Origin of the sequence: Pararhizobium polonicum (genome assembly GCF_001687365.1) — a bacterium.
Taxonomy (GTDB): Bacteria; Pseudomonadota; Alphaproteobacteria; order Rhizobiales; family Rhizobiaceae; genus Pararhizobium; species Pararhizobium polonicum.
In genome coordinates this window covers 13190-35402 of record NZ_CM004503.1, presented here as the reverse complement: position 1 = coordinate 35402, position 22213 = coordinate 13190, and the positions used below count along the sequence as shown (strand labels likewise).

Here is a 22213-nt window from a genome sequence, read left to right as displayed (position 1 = left end):
AGCTCACAATCTGATAAACAAAGCGTCTCAATCAGCCTGCTGCCTGATCGGCAGCGTCGGTGGAAAGTTGAACGATGAAGGACGATGCAAGGAAACGAGCGCGCAAAAGGCTAGACGAGCGTCTTCGCGGCCTGCAGCCGGCGGAGAGCTTCAGGGCGCCGCCGAAAGGATGGGTCCGGGCGTTGCGCGACGCGCTTGGCATGACGGGGTCGCAGCTCGGCTCGCGGATGGGAATCCGGCCCCAGACCGTCGAAGCGATCGAGAAGTCGGAGGCATCCGGAACGATCCAGCTCAGTACGTTGCGACGTGCGGCAGAGGCACTCGACTGCACCCTCGTCTACGCACTGGTCCCGAATACGTCGCTCGAGGCCACCGTCGATGAGCGAGCGCGCAAGATCGCAATGCGCGAACTCCAGCGGGTCGCGCATACGATGCGCCTGGAGGCGCAGGGAACGGGCGATGACGATCTCGAAGCCCGCGTCCAGGCCTACATCCGCGACCAGCTTTCCGAGCGCGATCTCTGGTCACAAAAATGACGGACCTTTTCCAGGAACCAGAGGACGCAACACCGCTTGAGCCGCAGGAGCGCGAGGGCCTGCTTCAAAGCTGGATCACCCACAGGCAGGATCTCAACGAGGCTGAACAGGAAAATATCGTCGAGGGCGCAGCCTGGGCTCGCGGACGACGGCGCATGCCGGTCGGCAGGATGCTGACCGAAGACTTTATGCGTACATTGCACCAACGCATGTTCGGCGAGGTCTGGCAATGGGCAGGCAGCTTCCGAACGACGGAGCGCAATATTGGCATCCAGGCCTACCGGATCCCGGTCGAACTTGCGGCTTTGCTGGATGACGTGCGGTATTGGGTCCAGCATGAGACCTTCGCAGCCGACGAGATCGCAATACGTTTCCACCATCGCCTGGTCGCCATCCATCCGTTTCCAAACGGCAACGGACGTCACGCGCGGCTGGCCGCCGATCTGCTCGTGGAAAAACTGGGCGCCGAGCCCTTCAGCTGGGGTAGCGGAAGCCTGGGCGACGTGGGAGATCTGCGCACGCGATACGTCGCGGCACTGCAGGCCGCGGATAATCACGACATCGCGCCTCTCCTCGAATTCGCGCGCAGCTGAGTGCAAAGGTCCTCGTTCCAGTCCTCGTGGCGGGGACGATGGCGCTCAAAGCCGCAGTTAGCGTCCCGGGCAACTGCTTCCAACCGATCAGCGTAGATATCGCCCTGCGCGTTATTATCCGTGGCGGCGACCACCAAAATACCCTTACGCGCCGCCAATAAACGGATCGCCGCATCGGTGGCAGGGGCCCAGCCGCCGCCGGTACTGACATAGAGGCTATCGCGCCGATTACTCTCCAGCGCGGCAAGGCTCATGGCGTCGATGGCAGCCTCCGTCACGCAAAGGCGCGGCGCATGGATCGCGCCGAACCTGAACAACACCTTCGCGCCTCCCGTCGAAAAGCCGCGCCATTCCGGCCCGCGTTCCTCCCAGCCGGTGACGGCGCCCTCGCTGTCACGGTGCGCGGCCCACATGCTGCCGCGCGGACCTTCGCGCACGAGATCATGCCGGATCGCTGCGCGGATGGTCGCTTCCGGAACGCAGCGGTCGTCGCGGAGATAGCGCCAGGTCATCGAACCCGGCCACGGCTTGCGGCGCTTCGTCCATCGTTCTGAAACTCCGGCCGGCAGATCGATCTCGCGCGCAGCGTGGGTCCAGACCGGCTCCTTCGGGACGAAGTCGACCAGCGATGCGACATGGTCGAGGGCTTCGACAAAGGGCACTCGGTCGAGATGCTCGACAAGACCGAACACGTCACCCTTGGCATCGGACAGCGGATCGAACCAGCCCCTGCCCTCGTGAATCACGATGATTATGGCCCCGCCGCCGCGGAATTTGACCGCCCTGCGGGTGCTCTCCTTCAGGTCGATGGCAAACCCTGCCTGCTCCAGCACCGCGGCGCATTGCACGCGGTCCCGCAGTTCTTCCAGTTCCTTCTTTTCCATTTGAATTCCCGACGCACCCTTGCGTCCGCCTTTCCTTCTGTTTCTTTTCCCCGCACCTTGCGGGCCCGCTCCGGACATCGCGAAGAGCAAAGGAGGCAAGGGCGCGGCTGGCAAGATGACAATCTGCACCTTGGGCCACCGCCCGGGTGCCAGCAGCGGCGAAGCTTCCCTTGCCGCCTGCGGCTCGCAAGCGGCACCAAAAAGGCGAGAAGGGTCTCAATGAGACCCGCCCGGAACGTATTCATGCACGATCACCAGATCGTCTTCGTCGTCGAGTTCGTCGCTCGGCAGAACGCCGAACTCGTTACCGGACCTAAAGAGCGTGACCGGGACCATCAGGGTGCGGGCGAGCTGGAATGCGTGGTTCTGGGCGAGGGAAAGATCTTGCTTCATCTGAAGGCTCCATCTTCGGAGCGGGCCAATCCCGCTCGATGGCTCCGTCAGTGTCCAACCCTGGTCGCGATCACCGCGAAGGGCATCGCCCAAGCGGCCGCAGCTTGCTAGCGGACCCCTTGAGGGTTGATCGTGGAAGATCCAGGGATGGACCAGGAAGCCATCGCATGAGAGCGGGATTGGTCTGCTTCGGCGTTGGTGCGGTATCGTAACAGATGTCCATCCATTCGCTGCCGTGACCTGCGGCTCGCCTCGAGCACTTGGGAAGTTACCGCTTCGGCTCGCAGCGACACGTGACCGCATGCCTTTGCGCCATTAGAACCAGGATGCCGATGTGAGACCGAAGCGTCTGTGAAACCTTTGGACCATGCAAATCTTGTGCTGCTAAAAACATAGTGTAGATTCTACCTCTATCGTCCGGAGGCCATTGAGAATGTCAGCAACAACAACGTTCCCAGAACCATCCGCGTCGCAGTTGCGTCGAGTGGAGCTTCTCATCTTTCCGCTGCGGACTTTTGTCGTGATCGCAGCGCTTTGGCTGGTTCACTGGATGTGGGCAAATTTCTCGCTGAGCGACGTGACCGTCCTGTACCAGGTTGCGATCTGGCTCAGCATCATCCTTGCCACGCTGAGCGTCATCCGCACCGCCATAACGATGCGGGCCGAGCCTGGACACGTGCTGTTGCGCGACGCAAAGCGATCGCTGAATGCCTGGGCGACGCTGCGCAGCGGTCAATGGAGGGCACTTGTGAGGGACGAACAACGACCGGGCCTGCGGACTGCGGCGTTGACAAACAGGCAGTCCGAACCGGCGCCCCTCTCAAAAGTCGCGATCCTGCGCCTGATCGAACTCCTCGTCTTCATGCCCATCAGGTTCGGATTGGTTCTTGCCGTATATTCCGGGTATCGTAAAGGGATGGAAATCCTCGATCCTCATGGCAGCCTGGTCCCTGTCGAGCATCAGCTCTGGCCCGCGGCGGTCTTGATCGCGGTCGTCCTGTTCTTCCTCGGTAATCGGATGATCTCGGTCCTGCTGGCGGATGAAAGCAGCCGCCATCTGCGATTGGCGCGTCGCGTGTACACGCTCATCGCACCAAGCCGGGATTGAGTATCGACCGGCACGGAAGCCACAGCTTAAATCGGAAGTGAGACGCCATCCTCTCTGTTCTTGCATGGCTGCACTGCACAAAATTTGTTTGCACATCGCACAAAATTTACTCATTAAGCCTACAGCTGATGCACACGATGGTCTCCTCCCAGTTTCCATCGCACCAGCTGTTCCCCTCTGGAGGTTTTGACCTTCACACCTTAATGGGCCTCGGTTTTCCGATGGCCCTTTCTTTTTGCGACGCCGCTGTGGCGGCCCACTTGCCCTCGCGCAGCACGGCCACCCTAAGCGTTCTTCTGCCGGAAAAATCCATTCGCGGACAGGCTCGATCGTATAAGCGATCCGACATGTGTTCCTGTGGTCGAGGAACAGACAGCCGCCAGCCACAGTCTCGCGCGGGAAGCAGCGGCGCTGTTCGAATTGCTTGAACAGTTCACGTTCGATGATGTGAGCCGTACTCCTCTCCCTTCAAGCCGGGTTGTCAGGCAGCCCGTCCCCGCCACTCCGATGCGGGCCTGCTCGGGATCGGGGGCGTATGCCAACCCGCGGATCGGCCGCGCTTGCGACGAAAGAAGCCCATTGGGAAGAATTCCAGTGGGTAGGTGGACCGAAACATCCCTTTTTGGGGGGCAAGGGGCAAGCTTAAGGAGCGAGATCCCGACATTGCCGTCCGGGCGCCCTCTTTTCGTTGGTTCGCTCCGGAGGATGCCTCGCCGCCAGCATTTCGGCTTGAGGGGTCTTAGTGAAAATTCCGCGCCTTCACCTTCAGCGTGTCAATATGAATGTCTCGGGTGAACATGTCCCGCGGGCGAGCGATCGGCTTCGGCTTGTCGCGCGGATCCGGCCCGCCACCATGGACAAACTCATCGCCTCTGCCCGCCGGTAGCTTGAACTCAGCATCACGGTCCGCCAGTGCGGATAGATCGCCCGACAAATCGAACAGCTGCTGCGCGACGAGATGCACCACCTCGCCTTCGCGCTGGATCCGACCATTGATCGCCATCATGCTTGATCCAAGCACAACACGCCTGCGTTTCTCGAACAGCGATGGCCAGACGACGATATTGGCAGGGCCAGTCTCGTCCTCGATAGTGATGAACATCACCCCTTTGGCAGATCCCGGTTTCTGGCGAACGAGAACGAGGCCGGCGGTAAAAACCGAACGGCCGTCGCGGCTGCTCATTGCCTCCTCACAGGTAATGATGTTGCGTGTCGCGAGATCTTTCCGCAGAAAGGCGATCGGATGCTGCCGTAGCGTCAATCCGGTATGGCTATAGTCCTCGATGACGTTATGCCCGTCGGTCATATGGCGCAGCACGACCTCCGGCTCCTGCTGTTCGGCAATCGTCGCCATCTCGCGCTCGGCCGCGGCAGCAAACAAGGGCAGAGGTTCATCGCGCAGCGCCCTGATGGCCCAGAGCGCATCACGCCGTTCAAGCTTCAGGGACGGCCGGTAGGCATCGGCCTTGGCGAGCTGGACGAGCGCTTCGGTCGGAACACAGGACCGGCGCCACATGTCGTCGACAGATTGGAAATCGCTATTCATCCGGGCGGCAACGATCCGGGCCGCATCCGCGATGGCCAGCCCCTTCACTCGCCGGAAACCGAGGCGCACCGCGTGCCGATCGGTATTGCCGATGCGTTCAAGCGTGCAGTCCCACCGGGATCTATTGATGCAAACCGGCCGCACCTCGACGCCGTGGGCTCTCGCGTCGCCGACAATCTGCGCCGGCGCGTAAAAACCCATCGGCTGCGAATTGATGAGCGCCGCGCAAAAGGCTTCCGGATAATGGCATTTGATGTAGCTCGAGGCATAGGCGATCAGCGCGAACGAAGCCGCGTGGCTCTCCGGAAAACCATAGGAGCCAAAGCCTTCGAGCTGGGAGAAGGTCTTTTCGGCGAATTCCGGCGCGTAGCCGTTCCTCACCATGCCGGAGACGAGTTTGTCCTTGAACTGCGAGACGCCGCCGGTGAACTTGAAAGTCGCCATCGACTTGCGCAGCTGGTCGGCTTCGCCACCGGTAAAGCCGGCGCAGACCATCGCGACCCGCATCGCCGACTCCTGAAACAGCGGCACGCCGAGCGTCTTGCCGAGCACCGCTTCCAGCTCCGGCGTCGGATATTCGACTGCCTCCTTGCCTTCTCGCCGGTGCAGATAGGGATGCACCATGTCCCCCTGGATCGGACCGGGCCGGACAATTGCGACTTGTACCACAAGGTCGTAGAAGGTCCGGGGTTTCAACCGCGGCAGCATCGCCATCTGCGCGCGGCTTTCTATCTGGAACGTGCCGAGCGTATCGGCCTTGCGGATCATCGCATAGGTCGCAGAATCCTCCTGCTCGATTTTCGAGAGATCAAGATCGCGGTCCTTGTGCTCGCGGATCAGATCGAAGGCCTTGGCCATGCAGGTCAGCATTCCAAGCGCCAGGATGTCCACCTTCATGAATTTGAGGGCTTCGACGTCGTCCTTGTCCCACTCGATGATCTGGCGGTCCTTCATCGTCGCCGGTTCGATCGGCACGAGATCGTCGAGCCGATCATGAGTGAGGACAAAACCGCCGGGGTGTTGGCCGAGATGGCGCGGGGCGCCCATCAGTTGCTGTGCGAGCTTCAAAGTCAGCACAAGACGCCGGTCGTCTGGATTGAGATTGAGCTCGCGGACATTGCGATCGCAGACCTCTTCCGACCAGGACCACATGCCGGATGACAGCGCCTTGATCACGTCCTCCGGCAGGCCGAGCGCCTTGCCGACATCGCGGATCGCGCCGCGCGCCCGGTAGCGCGTCACGGTGGCGCAGAGCGCTGCCTTTTCTCTGGTGTAGGTGCGGTAAATCCACTGGATCACCTCCTCGCGCCGCTCGTGCTCGAAATCGACATCGATGTCCGGCGGCTCGTCGCGCTCCTGGGATACAAAACGCTCGAACAGAAGGTCGTTGGTCGAGGGATCGATGCTGGTAATGCCGAGGATGTAGCAGACGGCACTGTTGGCGGCGGAGCCCCTCCCCTGGCAGAGAATGCCTTGAGACCGGGCATAACGCACGATCGAAAAGACGGTCAGAAAATACGGGGCGTATTTCATGGTACGGATAAGATAGAGCTCGTGCCGCACGACCTTCAACACGTCGGGCGGTAGTCCCTCCGGATAGCGGTCGGGCACGCATTGCCAGACATAATGCTCCAGCGAGGCCTGAGCATCCTTGCCCGGCACGATCGCCTCCTCCGGATATTGGTAGGTGAGTTCCTCGAGCGAGAACGTGCAGCGACGGACGATCTCCATGGTTCGCGCGAGGGCTTGCCGGTATCGCGGAAACAACCGCTGCATTTCTTCGGGCGGCTTCAGGTAGCGATCGGCGTGGCGCTCGCGTTCGAAGCCGACTTCGTCGATCGTCGTGCGGGTTCGGATGCAGGTGACAATGTCCTGCAACTGCCGGCGGCCCGGCTCATGGAAGAGGACATCATTGGTGACGACCGACCGCACCTTGAACCGCGCCGCAAGATTGGAAATCTCATGCAGGCGCAATTGGTCGTTCTGCCGACGGCGCAGACAAAGCGACACATAGGCGCGATCACCAAACACCTCGGCCATCTTGCGCAGCTGGATCCCGCAGGTGTCATCCGGCAGGTCCGGCACCAGAATGCCGATCATGCCGTCATTGTATGCGACGACGTCGTCCCAGTGGAGGATACAGTTGTTCTTGCCGCCGCGCGACTTGCCGAGCGTGATGAGGCGGGTCAGCCGGGAATAGGCAGCCCGGTCGGTCGGGTAGACCAGCACCGACATGCCGTCGGCCAGATCAAGCCGGCAACCGACAACGAGGCGTAAGCCGGTGGCGCGCGATGCTTCAAGCGCCCGGACGATTCCGGCAAGCGAATTGCGATCGACAACGCCGAGGGCTTCGATGCCGAGAGCCTTCGCGGTCTCGAACAGTTCCTGCGCCGAGCTTGCACCGCGCAAGAACGAAAAATGGGTCGTGACCTGCAGCTCGGCATAGCTCATGCGAAGATCCCGTGCACGAACCAGCGGTGACTTCCGGTTTCAGGATCGATGCCATCACCGGAGCGAAACACCCAGAGACGCTCGCCGGCCTCGTCTTCGATGACGAAATAGTCCCGCACCGCCTCCATCTCCGCGTCGCGCTGCCACCACTCGCCAAAGATCCGCTCGGGCCCATCGGCCCGCTTGACCTTCCGCCGCTTGCCGCGCCAGGTGATCGAAACCGGCGGGCGGTCCGGTAGCAAGGCGATTGCCTCGATCAGCTCCGGACGGGCCAGCAGCCGGACCGGCCGGCGCCAATGGCTGACCCAGGTAACCTCGACCGGATCGGCAGCAGGACTGATGCGCTGGACGGAGCGCTCTGGAACGTCGGAGGCAACCGGTGCCACCCGATAGACGCGCTGCCCGCGGTTGCCGTAGATATCGATCAGCGGCGTCACGTCCTTCACTTCCTCCTCGACCAGCGAGGAAGATTTCTGGCGCTCCTCCAGGGGCTCAGCCATCACCGCGACCAGAGTGAGCTTTTCGATCCCGAAGCCCGGCTCGATCTTCTCCGTCCGGTCGCGAAACAGCTTCGTCAGCCAGGCGACGTCGCGCACCGGCTTCACGGTGCCAGCGCGGATCGCCTGCCGTGTGCCATCGACCTTGTCGACGATCAGGTCGGCGCGCCGGACACCAAGGCCGCGCCTTTGCAGCTCCTCGATCAGTTGCACGACCAGCCGGCCGACATATTTGTTGATGGTTTCGGCAGCACCGATCGGTTCGGCGAAGGCGCGGCTCACCTCGATGAGCTCGGCGGTGCGGATCGGATCGATCGGTTCGCAGGCGCGGCCAAACATCTGGTCCAGCCGCCGGCCAATCTCCGGGCCGAAACGAAGGGTCAGCGGCGCGCGCGGCGTGTTGGCCAATTCGCCGACGGTCTGGAAGCCAAGCGTGCGCAGATCACTGACGACTTTCCCGGGAAGGCGCAGCAACGATATCGGCAGCTTCTCGACGGCGCGGACGGTCTCACCTGAAGGCACTATGACCGTTTCGCGGCTGATGGCACGGGCGCAGGCGTGTGCTGCACCCCAGGTGTCGGCGATCGCGACCCGGGGAGTGAGTTTCCTTGCCAGGAACTGATTGGCGATCTTCGTCACCATCGGCAGCTCTCCGCCCTGCAAGTGATCGGCACCCTCTGTGTCCATGACGATGCCGTCGATCCCATCGACCGCGACGATCGGGGAATAAAGCGTCAGCGCCCAGAGGGTGATGCGTTCGAGTGCTGCGGCATCCATAGCAGGATCCGCATCGACCAGCATCAGGCCGCGAAACAGCGCCTGTGCTTTCGCAGCCGGCATGCCGACATGAACGCCGGCTTGTCTGGCGGCTGCGTCGGCCGCCGATACCCAGCGTTTCGAGCCGCTCCTGGCGATCACCGCGATCGCCTGTTCAGGCGGAATGGATGGATCGGCGCGACGAATGCGATCCGTCGGCAGATCCGGAAGATAGATCGAGACAACCCTTGTCATCGCACGCCCTCACGAGAAACTCAGCACATTCACCCGCTTTCACGCGCATCAATTCCAGCAACCATTGGGCTCTCCCCACACCCGGCACTGGCAAATCCTCCGATGGCATCACGCTCACCCGCCACCGCGTGGTCGACGCCGTCGGCTGCCCGAAATCATTGGCCTCTGTCTGCCGCCTCCAACGACGCACAGCCAATGCCATTGTCCCCGTGCGCTCGGCCGCCAGCTGCAGGCGGCGCGAGCTGACCATCGGCAGGCGAACGAGTTCACCGACGACGGCGCCGAGCCCACCAAAGGACAGCCCCTCCTCCATATTGGCGAGCACGTCTTCCTCCGTGTCGGACTCGACGAAGATTATCCGGTCGTGATGCAGTCCGACCTGCGCAAGCGCGGGGAAAAACAGATCTGGTCGCGTCAGACACCACACGATCGGCCCCTTCGTCCGTGCCGCTATGCCGGCTGCAAAAAGAGCAGCGGCCGCACCATCGACGGTGCCCGATCCACCACCGGCAAATTCGTGAAGCGCGCCATGAGCAAGGCCGCCGCCAGGCAGAACCGCATCCATCTCCGGCACGCCAAATGGCAACCAACCGGCTTTTTTCGCCGTGCTGGTTTCGAGCGATGCAATACGCTCCCGCAGATCGCAGATTACCCTTTCGCGGGCAGCAGTCATTGTTCACGGCTCCCTTCAAGGTCGTGTTGGCAGGGCGACTTCATGTCGTGCAAATGTCAATGTTCTGTTTTTGTTCCCATATGAGAAAGGAGTCAAGGCGGCAAAAAACGTACGAGTATTGTTCCGAACATTAGAAGTTCGAGATTCTTCATGAGAATCAGGTGAATAGCTGCGACCAAGAAATTTCGCTGGCTTCTACAGTCTTATGTCCTGATCGGTGAATAGCGGGGACAATATAGGGATAGTCACAGTATTATTAAGGTTTTTCTGATGAACTGGCCGGATGACGAGGCCTCCGAGATCAAAACCCCTCCTGCGCGACACCGAGCCGCCAATCCGCTCAAAGCCGCGCAGGAAGCGTAATCCAGCTCAACCACAGCTCCTCTTCGATCCCATACCTGATCGCGTCGAGCCGGCGCTGGCCCTATTGAAGGCTAAGCCTCCCACCGGAAACGAATGGAGTTGGGAGCTGAAATGGGATGGCTATCGCCTTGCGGTCCATATCGAGCCCCAGCGGATCCGGATCCTTACCCGCGGCGGCCACGACTGGACACATCGGTTTCCGGCCATAGAGCAGGCCGCCCGAGCGCTGGGGCCGGCGACGATGATCATCGATGGGGAAGCCGTCGTGCTCGACGATGAGGGGCGGCCGGATTTCGGGCTGCTGCAGCAATCGCTGGGTGCATCCGGCAAACAAGCTGGCAAGCGCGCCTCCCACGCCGTCCTATACGCTTTCGATCTTGTTTATCTGGATGGGCACGATCTGCGCGGTGTTGAATACCGTTCGCGCCGACACCTTCTCGAGGACACGATAAACGGCCCAACGAATGAAGCCAGCGCCATTCGGATATCAGAAACACTCGATGCCGAGCCAGCTGTCCTGCTTGAGCATGTCTGCCGCCTCGGCCTGGAAGGCATCGTCGGCAAGCGCCTCGATCAGCCCTATCGTTCGGGCAGGACCGGGGATTGGGTGAAAGTCAAATGCGTACAGAGCGAAGCGTTCTTCATCGTCGGCTATGAGAGGTCGACGGCATCCCCTGCCGGCTTCGGCTCGTTAGCGCTTGCCGCCTACCGCGATGGCGATCTCGTCCACGTCGGAAGCGTCGGCACGGGCTTCAAGGGAGCCGAGATCATCCGGTTGCGGAAGATGCTGGACACGCTGCGATGGAAGCGAAAGCAGCCGCCCCTGCCCCATTCCGGAACTGCCGACATTGTCTGGGTCCAGCCTACCCTGATCGCCGAGATCGAGTTTCGCGCCTGGACATCGGACGGGAAACTCCGTCATCCGTCGTACAAGGGCCTGCGGGAACGGCAAGACAATGCCGACGTTTACCAGCTCGACTAGCGAAACAAGCGACATGCGCTAGAGTAGCCGTATTTGGTCGAAGCGGAGGGGGTCGCATGTGTAATCTCTATCGGATGGAGGACAAGGACTGGGTTTCAAAATGGGCTCAGGACGCCGAGAGCCTCATCAACCTCATGCCAGCCTATCAAATGAACCCCGATCAGATGGGACCGATTGTCCGCAACTCCGCTGATGGAAGGAGACAATTGGCACATGCGCGTTGGGGTCTTCCCTCGCCGCGGTTCACCTTGGAAAAGGCCGCCAAAGCCAAGGCCGAAAAACTGAAAGCCAAAGGGAAGCCCGCCGATCTTGAAGAGCTCATCCGCATGGAGGCGGACCGCGGCACGACCAACGTCCGCAAGCTCACCTTCCCACACTGGAAACGATGGTTTGGTGTCGAGCACCGATGCCTCGTCCCGGTCACCAGCTTCGCCGAACCCGATCCCGCCAGCCAGCAACCCGGCGGGAACGTGCCGAACGCCTGGTTTGCGCGCGACGAGGAAAAGTCGCTGATGTTCTTCGCCGGCATCCATGTCCCGCAATGGCAGAGCGTCCGGAAGGTGAAGGATGGGCCGACGACCGACGACCTCTATGGGTTTTTGACCACTGATCCCAACAATCTCGTGAAGCCGATCCATGAGAAGGCGATGCCTGTTCTTCTCCTGACCGAAGAGGAGACCGAGGTGTGGATGCAGGCGCCATGGGACGAAGCCAAAGAACTGGCACGACCTTTGCCAGATGATGCGTTGATCATTTCGTCGCGCGAACCGTACGGATCCACGATCGTGTCCAAATCCGGAGAGCCCATTGGGAAATGATCGCGCCAGGATCATGCTCCGTGGTGGAACAGTACGGAGATCGTCTTATCACGACGCATATCAACGACAATTTTGGCGCAACCGATGATCATCTTCTGCCCTTCGATGGGCGGATCGACTGGGAAGCCGTTACACGCGCAATCGCGGCAACAAAATACGAAGCACCGCTCAATCTGGAAACCCACATAGACCGATATGGCATGGCCGAGGGGCATTTTATCAGCGAGCGCACAAAGTTGCCGTTCGACTTGAAGAACAGATTTCGGCCTATCGAGGCATGCCTCGCAATGATCGACAAGCTGGGCAAGTCCGCGGTGTCTTGTGACGCTGTCCTCCGGCGAACGGCATCGTGAGGGGATGCGAAACATTCCTGCTGCTGGAATTCGTTCCCTGTTCGGGCTAGTTATGGCGCTCAGCCCTTCGAGGAACCCAGGAACGGATAGTGGAATATCATATGCTTGAAGTGCAGCAGAGACAAAATCTCAGCGCCGCGGCTACTCGACTCCTGGACTATATCGAGCGACATCCCAATGCCGTGCTCGTCAGTTCTGCTCTCGAGCTAGCTGCGAAGATTGACGCATCCGACGCCACCGTTATCCGATCAATCCAGACGCTTGGCTTCGATGGGCTACCTCACCTCAAGACCGTGATCGCAGAGAAACTCGACGAGGGTGCCCGTACACCGGTAGAAAAGGTGGGCGTGACCGTGAGTGAGTTGACACAGGATGGAAGCCGGCCTCCGCTCCAAATGGTGGTCGAGGCCTATGCCAGGACACTGGAGAGACTGTCGCGACCGGCATTGCCAGAGCAGTTTCAGTCTGCGGCGCACCTCCTGAACGATGCCAGCCGGATCGGCCTCCATGGCGGCGGGCCGCTTTCCCGTCTGGCGCAGCAGACCGCAACGCATCTTGGCCGAATAGGCCGTGCGAATTTCGTGATGGAGGGTACCGGCCACGCCTTCGCCGACGCACTGCTCGGCCTGCAGCCAGGCGATGCGGTAGTCCTCCTCGCCTACGGGAAGGTGCACAAGGAAAGCCTCCTCATCAAGGAGGAGCTTCAGCGTATCGGTGGAATACTCGTCGTCATTACCGACAACCCGACCGGTCGCCTCGCGGTTGGTGCTCAGGCCGTTCTGGAAGTGCCACGAACCGAGGTCGGCAATATGACGTTCTATGGAACGATCCTGCTCGCGCTTGAGACCCTTGTCCTGTCTCTTACCCAGCTTGGCCCGGATCAGGCCATGGAGACGGCGCGCCGACTTCGCGATTTTCGCAGTGAACTGGATCGCAGAACCTGAAAGCCGGACACTGCGTCGTCAACACTACGCTAATGATGAACGGGGATGACGAAGAATGGGGCCAATGGCTGGGAAGCCGACCGGGTCGAGCAATTCTGGCGATATTTAAACTTGATCGTTATTATCATGAATGGTAACAGCTACTACGCTGCGTAGTGGCCGGGCTCCGGAACACGATGTCATTCCACAGGCAGCGTCGCGCCGGACAGGCTGGGGCCTCATTCGGCATCGTCGTCATGTCGAGTTTAACCCGAGGAGCCTATTCATGATTTCCCGAAGAGCGGTGCTTGCCGCGTCCGTGGCGCTCGGCGCCGTAACGACCGTGCTCGGCCGCGCCGCTTTTGCAAAAGAGGAACGGATCCTTCAGATCACCTCGCCCCGAGAAATCACCAGCCTTGAGCTGGCTGACACCAGCTACCATTTCCGTAGGCTTCGGGTCGCCGAAACCCTGGTGACGATCGATCCGGACGGCAAGCTCGCGCCGGAACTTGCCAAAAGCTGGTCGGTCAGCGACGACGGTCTGAACTGGTCCTTCGTCATTCGCGAAGGCGTGCGCTTCCATGATGGTAGTGCGTTGACCCCGGAACTGGTTCGCGACGCGATCGAAGTCATGCGCAAGTCGCGCAACAATACCGAAATGGTGCCGCAACTGCCGATTTCGTCCGTGAGCGTTGCCGGTCAGTCAGTGGTTGTCTCTCTGACGAAACCGTTCAGCCTCGTGGCGGACTTCTTCACCGATGGCCCGGCCGTTATTCTGGCAAAATCCTCCTTTGCTCCTGACGGGACCGTCAAACACATCATCGGCACAGGGCCTTACAAGATCACCAAAATCGAGGGCAAAACCTCGGTGGATCTGGAAGCCTTCTCCGATTATTGGGGAACGCCAGCGCATATCGCCAAGGTACATTTCACCGGCGCGACGTCGCCCGACACGATTGCCAACATGGCAGAAGCGGGTCAGGTCGATCTGGTTCTCGGTCTGCCGCAGGCCTTGCGCGACCGGGTCGAAGGCAGCGGAAAGGTCAAGGTCAAGCAGGTCCAGACTGCGCGGATCAACGGCGTGTTCGTCAATGCAGGGGACGTGCGTTTCGATGACCCTGTCGAGCGTCGGGCGATCTCCCTGGCCGTCGATCGGCGAGGAATTGCCCAGGCACTGTTCGGCAATCCAAAAGCCGCCGCCAACCAGCTCTTCTCTGCTGCCTTTCCCGACTGGTACGATCCCGATCTGCCGCAGATCGAACGCGACGTGAAAGAAGCCGAGCGGCTACTGGCCGGGGCTGGCTGGACCAAAGGCCCGGACGGCGTCCTGACCCGCGACGGAACGCGCTTCTCGTTGACGATGATTGTCGGCAAGCAGCCGGAAGTCAAATCTTTGGCGGAAGCGATCCAGGCGCAGCTCGCCGACGTCGGCATCGAGGTCAAGCTCGAAAACGGCAACCAGGGACAAGTTCTGGAGGCCGTCGCCAAGGGCAGCTTCCTCTTCGGCCTCACGCGACGAAACTATGGTGCCGTGCCTGATCCCGTCGCCACTCTTGTGCTGGATTATGCCGAAAGCAATGCGGCGAACGCGGTGTGGAGCGGTGTGAATTACCGCAATCCGGACATGGAACAAGCCCTCAGCGACTATCTTGCCGCTCGCAACGAGGACCAGCGCGTAGCGGCTCGAAAGAAGATCCGTGCGCTCGTCAATGCCGATCTGCCGGTCATTCCGGTGGTCTGGTACGACTACAATGTCTCGATTTCCGACCGGATCGCTTTCGACAGCGTGCCAATCGATGCCCTCGAGGTCAGCTTCTGGATCGACCGCGTCAAATGGGCTAGCTGAGGCATGCCTGCCATGCGCGGCATTGCCGGAGCGGTTATCGGTCATCTGGTGGCTGCGGCAGGCGTTGCGTTTGCCGTTGCCAGCCTCGCGTTTGTCGCTGTGCAGATGGCCCCGGGCGATATTGCGTTTCGGGTTGCGGAAGCTCGTTACGGCGAGCGGATTTCCCTGCAGACCGTGGATCAGGCGCGCCAGATGACGGGACTGGATCAGCCCGTCATTCTGCAATATGGCCGGTGGGTCGGCTCCGTATTCACCGGACAGCTGGGACGCTCCATGATCAGTGGCCGCGAGGTCACGCCGGAAGTGTGGCAGAGTTTTCAGACGACGATGAGCATTGCGATCATCGGTGTCAGCGTCGCTCTTGTCCTGAGCCTGATGGTGGGTTTTGCAGCCGGGATGCGGCAAGACAGTATCTTCGATCGGGGATTCCTGGTCGTTTCTGCGGTCCTGTCATCAGTGCCGTCGTTCCTGCTCGGTATCATTCTGATCACGATATTTGCCATTGGTATGCGCTGGCTGCCGGCGGCCGGTAATAACCTGCCTGGTTACGCGATCCTTCCCTCCTGCACGCTTGCGCTTGCGCTGCTTCCGGAGCTTTCGCGCGTGGTCCGTAACGCCGTGGTCGCAACGATGCAGGACTTCTATCCGACCTATGGGCGGATCAAGGGCCAGAGCTGGTTGCGGATTATCTTTACACATGCGCTGCGGCCGACACTCGTTCCGGTGATTGCCTATTTCGGGCCGCTGGTCGCCCATACGATCGGCGGTCTTGTCGTCATCGACGTACTGTTCAACCTTGACGGTCTCGGAACGCGGCTGATCGACAGCGTTCTGGCGGCCGACATACCGATGGCGATGGGTGCGGGATTGCTGATTGGCATCTCCGTGGTCGCAATCAATGGTATCAGCGACGTCACGGTCAGGCTGCTCGATCCGCGGCTGTTTGTGGCGGGCCACCAGCCATGACGTTTTCACCGCTCGATCGAGTTACCATGAGGCCCCGGCGCATGCCGCCACTGTCGATCGTGCTCTTTGGATTCATGCCTTTGGCTGTGATGCTACTGGTGGGATTGTTCGGGCCGCTCCTGCTGACGGTCGACCCCAACCGGCAGGATCTCGGTGCAGCCTATGCTTCTCCATCTGCCGAATACCTTCTGGGCGCAGACAATCTTGGTCGATCAATTGCAGCCCGGCTGATTGCGGGCACACGCGTATCACTGGGGATTGCCTTTGCCGGCGTGGTCGCCTCGCTGGCCACCGGCCTTGCGCTCGGATTTCTGGCCGCGTTCCGCACCGGCTGGACGCGGCAGGTCATCATGCGGCTGTCCGATGTGATCATCGCCTGCCCCAGTCTCCTGTTCGTGATCCTGGTCTCGGGTCTGCTGGGCGGCGGTGTCGGTCCGATCCTTTTTGGCTTGTGGATGTCGCAGTGGCCAGGCTTTGCCCGCCTTACCGCTGCGATTACCGCGCGTGAACTGGCCACCGATCATGTCGAAGCCTCCCGCCTGCTCGGATTCGGTTCGGCCTACATCTTCCGCACCCACGTGTTGCCGGCGATTGCCCCTTATCTTACGTCCTTGGGAGCCCTGACCGTCGGCGCCAATGTCCTTACGATCTCATCCGTCGGCTTCCTCGGTCTTGGCCTTCGTCCGCCAGATGCCGAATGGGGCGGGATGATCGCCAGCACGATGACCTTCTTCCGTACCTATCCCCACATGGTGCTGGCTCCGGCTGGAGCCATTCTGGTTTGCACGCTCTCGGCAACGCTGATCGGCGAATATTACAGCGCCCGCCGCCAGGGGATCGAGGAGGTCGCCTTGTGAGTACTCTTGCTATCGAACGACTGACAATCGCAACGCCCGATCGTGTCATCGTGGAAAACATCTCGCTCAGCATCGCTGCTGGCGAGATTCTCGCCGTTCTCGGGGAAACAGGCAGTGGCAAAAGTCTGATCGGCAGTGCCATCATGGGTCTCATTCCGCGCGGCGTTTCGGTCTCGGGGCGCATCATCGTCAACGGGCGCGTCTATGACGCCGCCGACCGCACAGCACTTCGATCCCTATGGGCGAAAGATCTGTTCCTGTTGCCACAGGAACCGCTCAACGCACTCGCGCCTCTCCTGAGTGCAAAGTCGCAAGTCGCAGAGCAGATTCACTCGCCACGACAATCACATGAAGCCGGCGCAGCGCTCTCGGCCATGCAACTGGATGCTGAACATCATGACAAGCGTCCATTCGAACTGTCCGGGGGCATGGCCCAGCGTGTGATGGCGGCGATCGCCTCCGTGACCAGTGCCGGTATCATTCTCGCCGATGAACCGACCAAGGGTCTCGATGCAGACCGGCGTGATGCCGTGGCCCAGGTCTTTACCGCGTTGCGGGAGAGCGGTCGCGCGATCCTCCTCATCACCCACGACATAGCGCTCGTCCGGTCGCTCGCCGATCAGATCGCCTTTCTCGATGAACGCTCGATCATAGAATCCGGGCCTGCGACCGAAATCCTAAGCGACCCCCGCACGGCCTATGCGCGTCATTACATCGCGAGCGATCCCGCAACGTGGGAACCCCGCCCCTATGCACGGTCAACGACCACGAAAGTGATCGAGACCGATCGCCTGCGCATTGGTATTGGCAAACGGGTTCTGGCGGACGATGTGAATTTTCATTGTCATGCCGGACATATTTCAGCGCTTCTGGGCAAGAGCGGTATCGGAAAGACAACCCTTGGCCGAACGCTTCTTGGTCAAACCTCTCCACTTGGGGGGATCGTCCGGCGGCCGACGGCCGAACGCGGCGGCTCCCTTCAAAAACTTCATCAGGATCCGACGCGGGTGTTTGCGCCATGGCAATCCCTCGGGCGGAGCCTCGAAGACCTGCGCCGCCTGCCAGACGGCGACCGTGGGTTCAGACAGGTTGAGGGATTAATGCAGCGCTTTGGCCTGCGGCATGACCTGCTTCATCGCCGCCCAAGCCAGATCAGCGGCGGCGAAGCGCAGCGCCTGGCACTTGTTCGCATCCTTGCGATGAGGCCGACGATGCTGATTGCCGACGAACCCACCTCGCGCCTCGATCCTCCGGTGCAGGAGCAGGTTATCCGGCACCTGCGCAAGGTCGCCGACGAGGATGAGTTGGCCATCCTGCTCATTACCCATGATCAGGACCTGAGCACGGCGATCGCGGACCGCCGTATGCTGATGGTGGCGGATGACAACGCCCCGGCGACGTTGATCGATGTCACGAGATCGAGACCGAGCACTCTTCCCACCTGACGTAATGGACATTACCTCACCCGTAGTGTAGATAGTAAACGTAGTTGTCACTACGCCCACAAACGCCTCGTTAGGACATAAACATGCATTTTGACGCGCAACTCTGGGCGGCGACGAAGGGCTTCCGTGCCCGAATCGCCGCAGCCATTGCCCTCGGATTTGTTTCGCTGGCACTCGGCATCGCAAGGTTCATTATCCTCGGCTGGCTGATCGCGCGTCTGTTCGAAGGCGCCCCACTGGCCGACCAGCTGGTTGCGATCGTCGTACTCGTGGCGGTCATCCTGTCGCGCATGGGTCTTGAATACTGGCGCGCCATGGTGGCGCACCGCACCGCCGCACTAATCCAGGACCGGGTGAGGCTCAGCCTCTTCGACCAGATCGTGCGGCTGGGACCAGCATGGCTCGCCGAGCGCCGGACGGGTAGCATCGCCCTGTCGACAATTGATGGCGTCGAACAACTTCAGGCGTTTTTCGGCCAGTTTATCCCACAGGTCGCCATCGCCTTTCTGGCGCCCGTGCTGCTGTTTGCGGTCCTGTCGTTCTGGGACGTCCCCGTCGCGGCCGTGATCTCGGTGGCCGCCATTCTCGCCTTGATCTTTCCGGTGGTCCTCAAGCGTATTGGCGAACAGTCGACGTTGCGCCGCGTTCGCTCCTTCAAAGCCTTCGGCGCGGATTTTCTCGATGCCGTGCAAGGCTTGCCAACACTCAAGGCGTTCGGCCAGAGCGCCACGTTCGGCGAGCGGCTTGCCCTGAAAGCCAACCAGTTGGCCGACAGCACGATGTTTGTCCTGCAAGCCGCCCTTATGAGCCGGGCATTCACGGACCTCGCCATCGCCGGCGGCGCAGCAGTTGCCATTGCGCTTGGCGCATGGCGCGTCAGCCACGGGGACATGAGTATCGAGGCTTTGCTGATCGTTCTGATGGCAGGGACGGAGGTGTTCCGGCCGTTGCGCGATCTGCGCTCCCTCCTCCACCGGGGCATGATGGCCAATGCAGCCGCCGTTGGCATCAAGGCGTTGCTTCAGGCAACACCACCGCGTCCCCCGCGCGAAACCTCTGCCACTCCGGATATCGAGCCGTCTATATCCTTTGAGAATGTGCGGTTCGGCTATTCGGACGAACGCGGCGCAGCCCTTAAGGGCGTGTCTTTCGACGTCAGGGCAGGTGAGCGCATTGGCATCGTCGGCTACAGCGGCTCGGGCAAATCGACCATTGTCAAGCTTTTGCTGCGATTTTACGACGCAGATGCCGGCACGATCCGCATTGGTGGGCACGATGTCACAACGCTTGCTGCCGATCACATCCGCGATCAGATCGCCGTCGTGCAACAGGACACCTATCTTTTTTACGGATCGGTCGAAGACAACATCCGCATCGCCCGTCCCGACGCGACACCGCAACAGGTGGAGGCCGCTGCGCATGCCGCCAACGCCCATCAATTTATTGCTTCGCTTCCGCAGGGCTATCGCACAATCATCGGGGAACGCGGTCTCCGACTGTCGGGCGGTCAACGACAGCGAATAGCAATTGCCCGTGCGGTCTTGAGGGACGCGCCCATCCTCGTCCTCGATGAGGCCCTCTCGTCGGTCGATGCCGAGAACGAAAGCATTATCCAGGCTGCTCTCGATGATCTTTCCAGGGAGAGGACAACCATCGTGCTGGCGCATCGCCTGTCGAGCGTGATCGATGCTGACCGTATCCTCGTGGTGTCCGATGGACTGATCGCCGACAGTGGCACGCACGCCGAACTGATCGCCCGCGACGGGCCGTACCGGAAACTCATGGCCGAACAGATCCAACTGAGCGAGAGTGACGCCCTGGTCGATTTCAACACCGTCATAGCGCCCCAAAACCAACGTTCGGCCGAGATCGTAAAAGCATCCCCGGCAAAACCTCAACTGACCGAAGGGGAAAGAATTGCCGCAGGCCTGACCTCATTCCGGACCTTGGGAACGCTGTTCAAACTGATCGGGCCATGGCGCAAGCAATTGATCCTGACCGTCACTTCCGGCGTGGGACGCGTCTATGCCTTGATCGGCGTCAGCACGCTCAGCGCTTTGACAGTGGCGGCAATCAAGACGGGCGCGCCATTTAGTGCGTATCTCATGTGGATGGCGGCACTGGTACCTCTGGCAGCGTTTCTGCAATGGAATGAATCGTGGCGCTCCCACGACATGGCCTACAGACTGCTCGCCCAGATGCGCGTCGATCTCTACTACGCCCTGGAAAAGCTTGCGCCGGCCTATCTTCTGAAGCGGCGCTCTGGCGATCTCGTTTCGCTCGGGACACAGGACGTCGAGACGGTCGAATACTTCTTCGCGCACGTCGTGGCGCCGGCGATGGTGGCGCTCCTGATACCACTGACCGTTCTGATCGCTCTCACCTTCATAGCCTGGCCGACAGCACTCGTACTGCTGCCATTCCTGGTTTATGCGGCGCTCGCACCGGTGTTCGAGCGCCGCAAGGTTGATGCCCTTGGCGGCCAGGCTCGCGCCGAACTGGGTGGCCTCAATGCCTTTGTCGTGGACACAGTGCAAGGCATGGGCGAACTCATCGCCTTTCGTGCGGTTGCTGCGCGCCGGAAGGTCTTTCACGATCAGACGGCCGACTATCAGCGCACGAGGGTGGCGCTCAATGCAGACCTGTCGTTCCAGACGGCCAGGCAGGAGGTGGTTTCCGCCCTCGGCTCTGCCGCAGTGCTGGTCACTGCGGCCTTCATGATCCATAGCCATGCGTTCGAGCCGACGCTCCTCCCGCTTGTGGCGTTGCTTTCTTCTGCGGCATTCCTGCCTGTGTCGGAACTGGCGCAGGCGGCACGACAGCTGGCAGACTCTATCGCGTCGACGCGGCGTGTCCATGCCGTTAATGTCGAGCCTATTCCGGTCGTCGATGGTCCAAATATCCTGCCCGAGACATCCGGTGGATCGGAGCTGGAATTTTCGAACGTCACCTTTTCCTACGACAAAGCCGGATCTACCGTGCTTGAGGAGGTTGATTTCAAGGTGCCAGCTGGCGCACGGATCGCACTTGTCGGCTCGTCGGGAGCTGGCAAGACCACGATCGCGAACCTGGTGCTCCGCTTCTGGGATCCTCAGCAAGGCTGTATTACGATCGACGGCCATGATCTGCGCGAAATTAAGCTCGATAGCCTTCGAGAGCATATCGCACTCGTCGCTCAGGACACATACCTGTTCAATGCGACGCTAGCCGAAAATATCCGGCTTGCTCGACCGGATGCCACTCAGGAAGATCTGGATCTGGCTATCCAGCGAGCGGCCCTCACGGATTTTGTTGCGTCTTTGCCCGCTGGACTGGAAACTCCGGTCGGAGAGCGAGGCGTTCAACTTTCCGGTGGGCAGAGACAGCGGATATCCATCGCCCGCGCATTCCTCAAAAACGCGCCGGTGCTGATCCTGGATGAGGCGACCTCGCACCTCGACGCGGCAAGCGAAGCTCATGTGCGGGCAGCACTCGACGAGCTTATGGTCAACAGGACGACCCTTATCATCGCCCACCGGCTATCGACGATCCGGGCAGCCGATCAGATTCTCGTGATGCGGGATGGGCGGATCGTCGAGCGGGGAAAACACCGTGATCTGATGAGCCTGGGTGGATTTTACGCCGAACTGATCGGCCATCAGTCCGTTGGATTGGCTCAGGTCGAATACGCAGCGCTTGCGGGTCAGTGAATGGTCGCTCCGGTTGCCGGATTGCGGCCTTCACGCTCCGGAGTGTCCTTCAGCTTGAACTTTCCAAACGACGGGATCGACGTTTCAGCGCCAGCAAGCGCCGCGTCGGTGATCTGTTTAAAGACGCTTTCGACGATCGTCTTGGCCTGCGCCTTGGTGAGGTTTTGTTCGGCTGCGATCTTGTCGGCGATTTCATTGGTGGTGGTCATATGGGGACATCCTCATGGCACCTTCGCCAGTCTGGGAAGGTTTCAGTGCGTCGTGTGCGGCCGTACCGGT

The 22213-nt window shown here is 60.8% G+C and carries 17 protein-coding genes and 1 pseudogene; 12 read left to right on the top strand and 6 right to left on the bottom strand.

Features of this window, described 5'->3' with window-relative positions; all coding sequences use genetic code 11:
• Positions 1–74 precede the first annotated feature (74 nt).
• Both ADU59_RS00990 and ADU59_RS00985 read left to right on the top strand, forming a co-directional pair.
• A complete protein-coding gene (locus tag ADU59_RS00990) occupies positions 75–536 on the top strand; it encodes a mobile mystery protein A (protein WP_068950850.1) in 462 nt (153 codons plus the stop codon).
• Positions 533–1129, top strand: a complete 597-nt coding sequence (locus ADU59_RS00985) for a mobile mystery protein B (protein ID WP_068950848.1) — start codon at positions 533–535, stop codon at positions 1127–1129. The genes ADU59_RS00990 and ADU59_RS00985 overlap by 4 nt, the downstream gene beginning before the upstream one ends.
• Here ADU59_RS00985 and ADU59_RS00980 read toward each other — a convergent pair.
• Positions 1090–2013, bottom strand: a complete 924-nt coding sequence (locus ADU59_RS00980) for a DUF3991 and toprim domain-containing protein (RefSeq protein ID WP_046033750.1) — start codon at positions 2011–2013, stop codon at positions 1090–1092. The two genes, ADU59_RS00985 and ADU59_RS00980, sit on opposite strands and share 40 nt — an antisense overlap.
• Positions 2014–2229: 216 nt before the next feature.
• Positions 2230–2406: a hypothetical protein gene (locus tag ADU59_RS30820; protein WP_162843341.1), complete on the bottom strand. Its 177-nt coding sequence runs from the start codon at positions 2404–2406 to the stop codon at positions 2230–2232.
• A 433-nt stretch (positions 2407–2839) separates the two neighbouring features.
• Here ADU59_RS30820 and ADU59_RS00975 point away from each other — a divergent pair, with 433 nt between their 5' ends.
• Positions 2840–3514, top strand: coding sequence for a hypothetical protein (locus tag ADU59_RS00975; RefSeq protein WP_139093126.1), 675 nt, complete (start codon positions 2840–2842; stop codon positions 3512–3514).
• A gap of 739 nt (positions 3515–4253) precedes the next feature.
• Here the strand turns inward: ADU59_RS00975 and ADU59_RS00970 are convergent.
• The 3 genes from ADU59_RS00970 to ADU59_RS00960 are packed head-to-tail and all read right to left on the bottom strand — an operon-like array spanning position 4254 to position 9692.
• Positions 4254–7511, bottom strand: a complete 3258-nt coding sequence (locus ADU59_RS00970) for an error-prone DNA polymerase (protein WP_068950844.1) — start codon at positions 7509–7511, stop codon at positions 4254–4256.
• Positions 7508–9019, bottom strand: a complete 1512-nt coding sequence (locus tag ADU59_RS00965) for a Y-family DNA polymerase (RefSeq protein ID WP_068950842.1) — start codon at positions 9017–9019, stop codon at positions 7508–7510. Before ADU59_RS00965 ends, ADU59_RS00970 begins: the two co-directional genes overlap by 4 nt.
• Positions 8940–9692 carry an ImuA family protein gene (locus ADU59_RS00960; protein ID WP_068950840.1) on the bottom strand — a complete coding sequence of 251 codons (753 nt, stop codon included), beginning with the start codon at positions 9690–9692 and terminating at the stop codon, positions 8940–8942. Before ADU59_RS00960 ends, ADU59_RS00965 begins: the two co-directional genes overlap by 80 nt.
• Before the next feature lie 283 nt (positions 9693–9975).
• Between ADU59_RS00960 and ligD the strand changes: the two genes are divergently transcribed.
• The 9 genes from ligD (at position 9976) to ADU59_RS00915 (ending at position 21934) form a co-directional block, all read left to right on the top strand.
• Complete coding sequence (ligD, locus tag ADU59_RS00955) at positions 9976–11037, top strand: non-homologous end-joining DNA ligase (protein ID WP_045025189.1); 1062 nt, start codon at positions 9976–9978, stop codon at positions 11035–11037.
• A gap of 56 nt (positions 11038–11093) precedes the next feature.
• On the top strand, positions 11094–11855 hold the full coding sequence (locus ADU59_RS00950) for an SOS response-associated peptidase (protein WP_045025188.1): 762 nt from the start codon (positions 11094–11096) through the stop codon (positions 11853–11855).
• Between the two features lie 20 nt (positions 11856–11875).
• A complete protein-coding gene (locus tag ADU59_RS00945) occupies positions 11876–12208 on the top strand; it encodes a TIM barrel protein (RefSeq protein ID WP_139093125.1) in 333 nt (110 codons plus the stop codon).
• 101 nt (positions 12209–12309) lie between these two features.
• Positions 12310–13152, top strand: a complete 843-nt coding sequence (locus tag ADU59_RS00940) for a MurR/RpiR family transcriptional regulator (protein ID WP_045025186.1) — start codon at positions 12310–12312, stop codon at positions 13150–13152.
• A 265-nt stretch (positions 13153–13417) separates the two neighbouring features.
• Entirely contained in the window at positions 13418–14977 is a 1560-nt protein-coding gene (locus ADU59_RS00935; RefSeq protein WP_045025185.1) for an ABC transporter substrate-binding protein, read from the top strand.
• 3 nt (positions 14978–14980) lie between these two features.
• A complete protein-coding gene (locus ADU59_RS00930; protein WP_083198073.1) occupies positions 14981–15943 on the top strand; it encodes an ABC transporter permease in 963 nt (320 codons plus the stop codon).
• A 41-nt stretch (positions 15944–15984) separates the two neighbouring features.
• Positions 15985–16800, top strand: coding sequence for an ABC transporter permease (locus ADU59_RS00925; protein WP_045024918.1), 816 nt, complete (start codon positions 15985–15987; stop codon positions 16798–16800).
• The gene (locus ADU59_RS00920) at positions 16725–18245 is read left to right on the top strand and encodes an ABC transporter ATP-binding protein (RefSeq protein ID WP_083198071.1); all 1521 of its coding nucleotides are present in this window, start codon (positions 16725–16727) and stop codon (positions 18243–18245) included. Before ADU59_RS00925 ends, ADU59_RS00920 begins: the two co-directional genes overlap by 76 nt.
• Before the next feature lie 83 nt (positions 18246–18328).
• Positions 18329–21934, top strand: coding sequence for an ABC transporter ATP-binding protein/permease (locus tag ADU59_RS00915; protein WP_045024917.1), 3606 nt, complete (start codon positions 18329–18331; stop codon positions 21932–21934).
• On the opposite strand, the pseudogene ADU59_RS00910 reads toward ADU59_RS00915, so the two are convergent.
• Positions 21934–22143: pseudogene (locus ADU59_RS00910) on the bottom strand (HU family DNA-binding protein); the annotation flags it as partial. The gene ADU59_RS00915 and the pseudogene ADU59_RS00910 overlap by 1 nt on opposite strands.
• Positions 22144–22213: the final 70 nt, after the last annotated feature.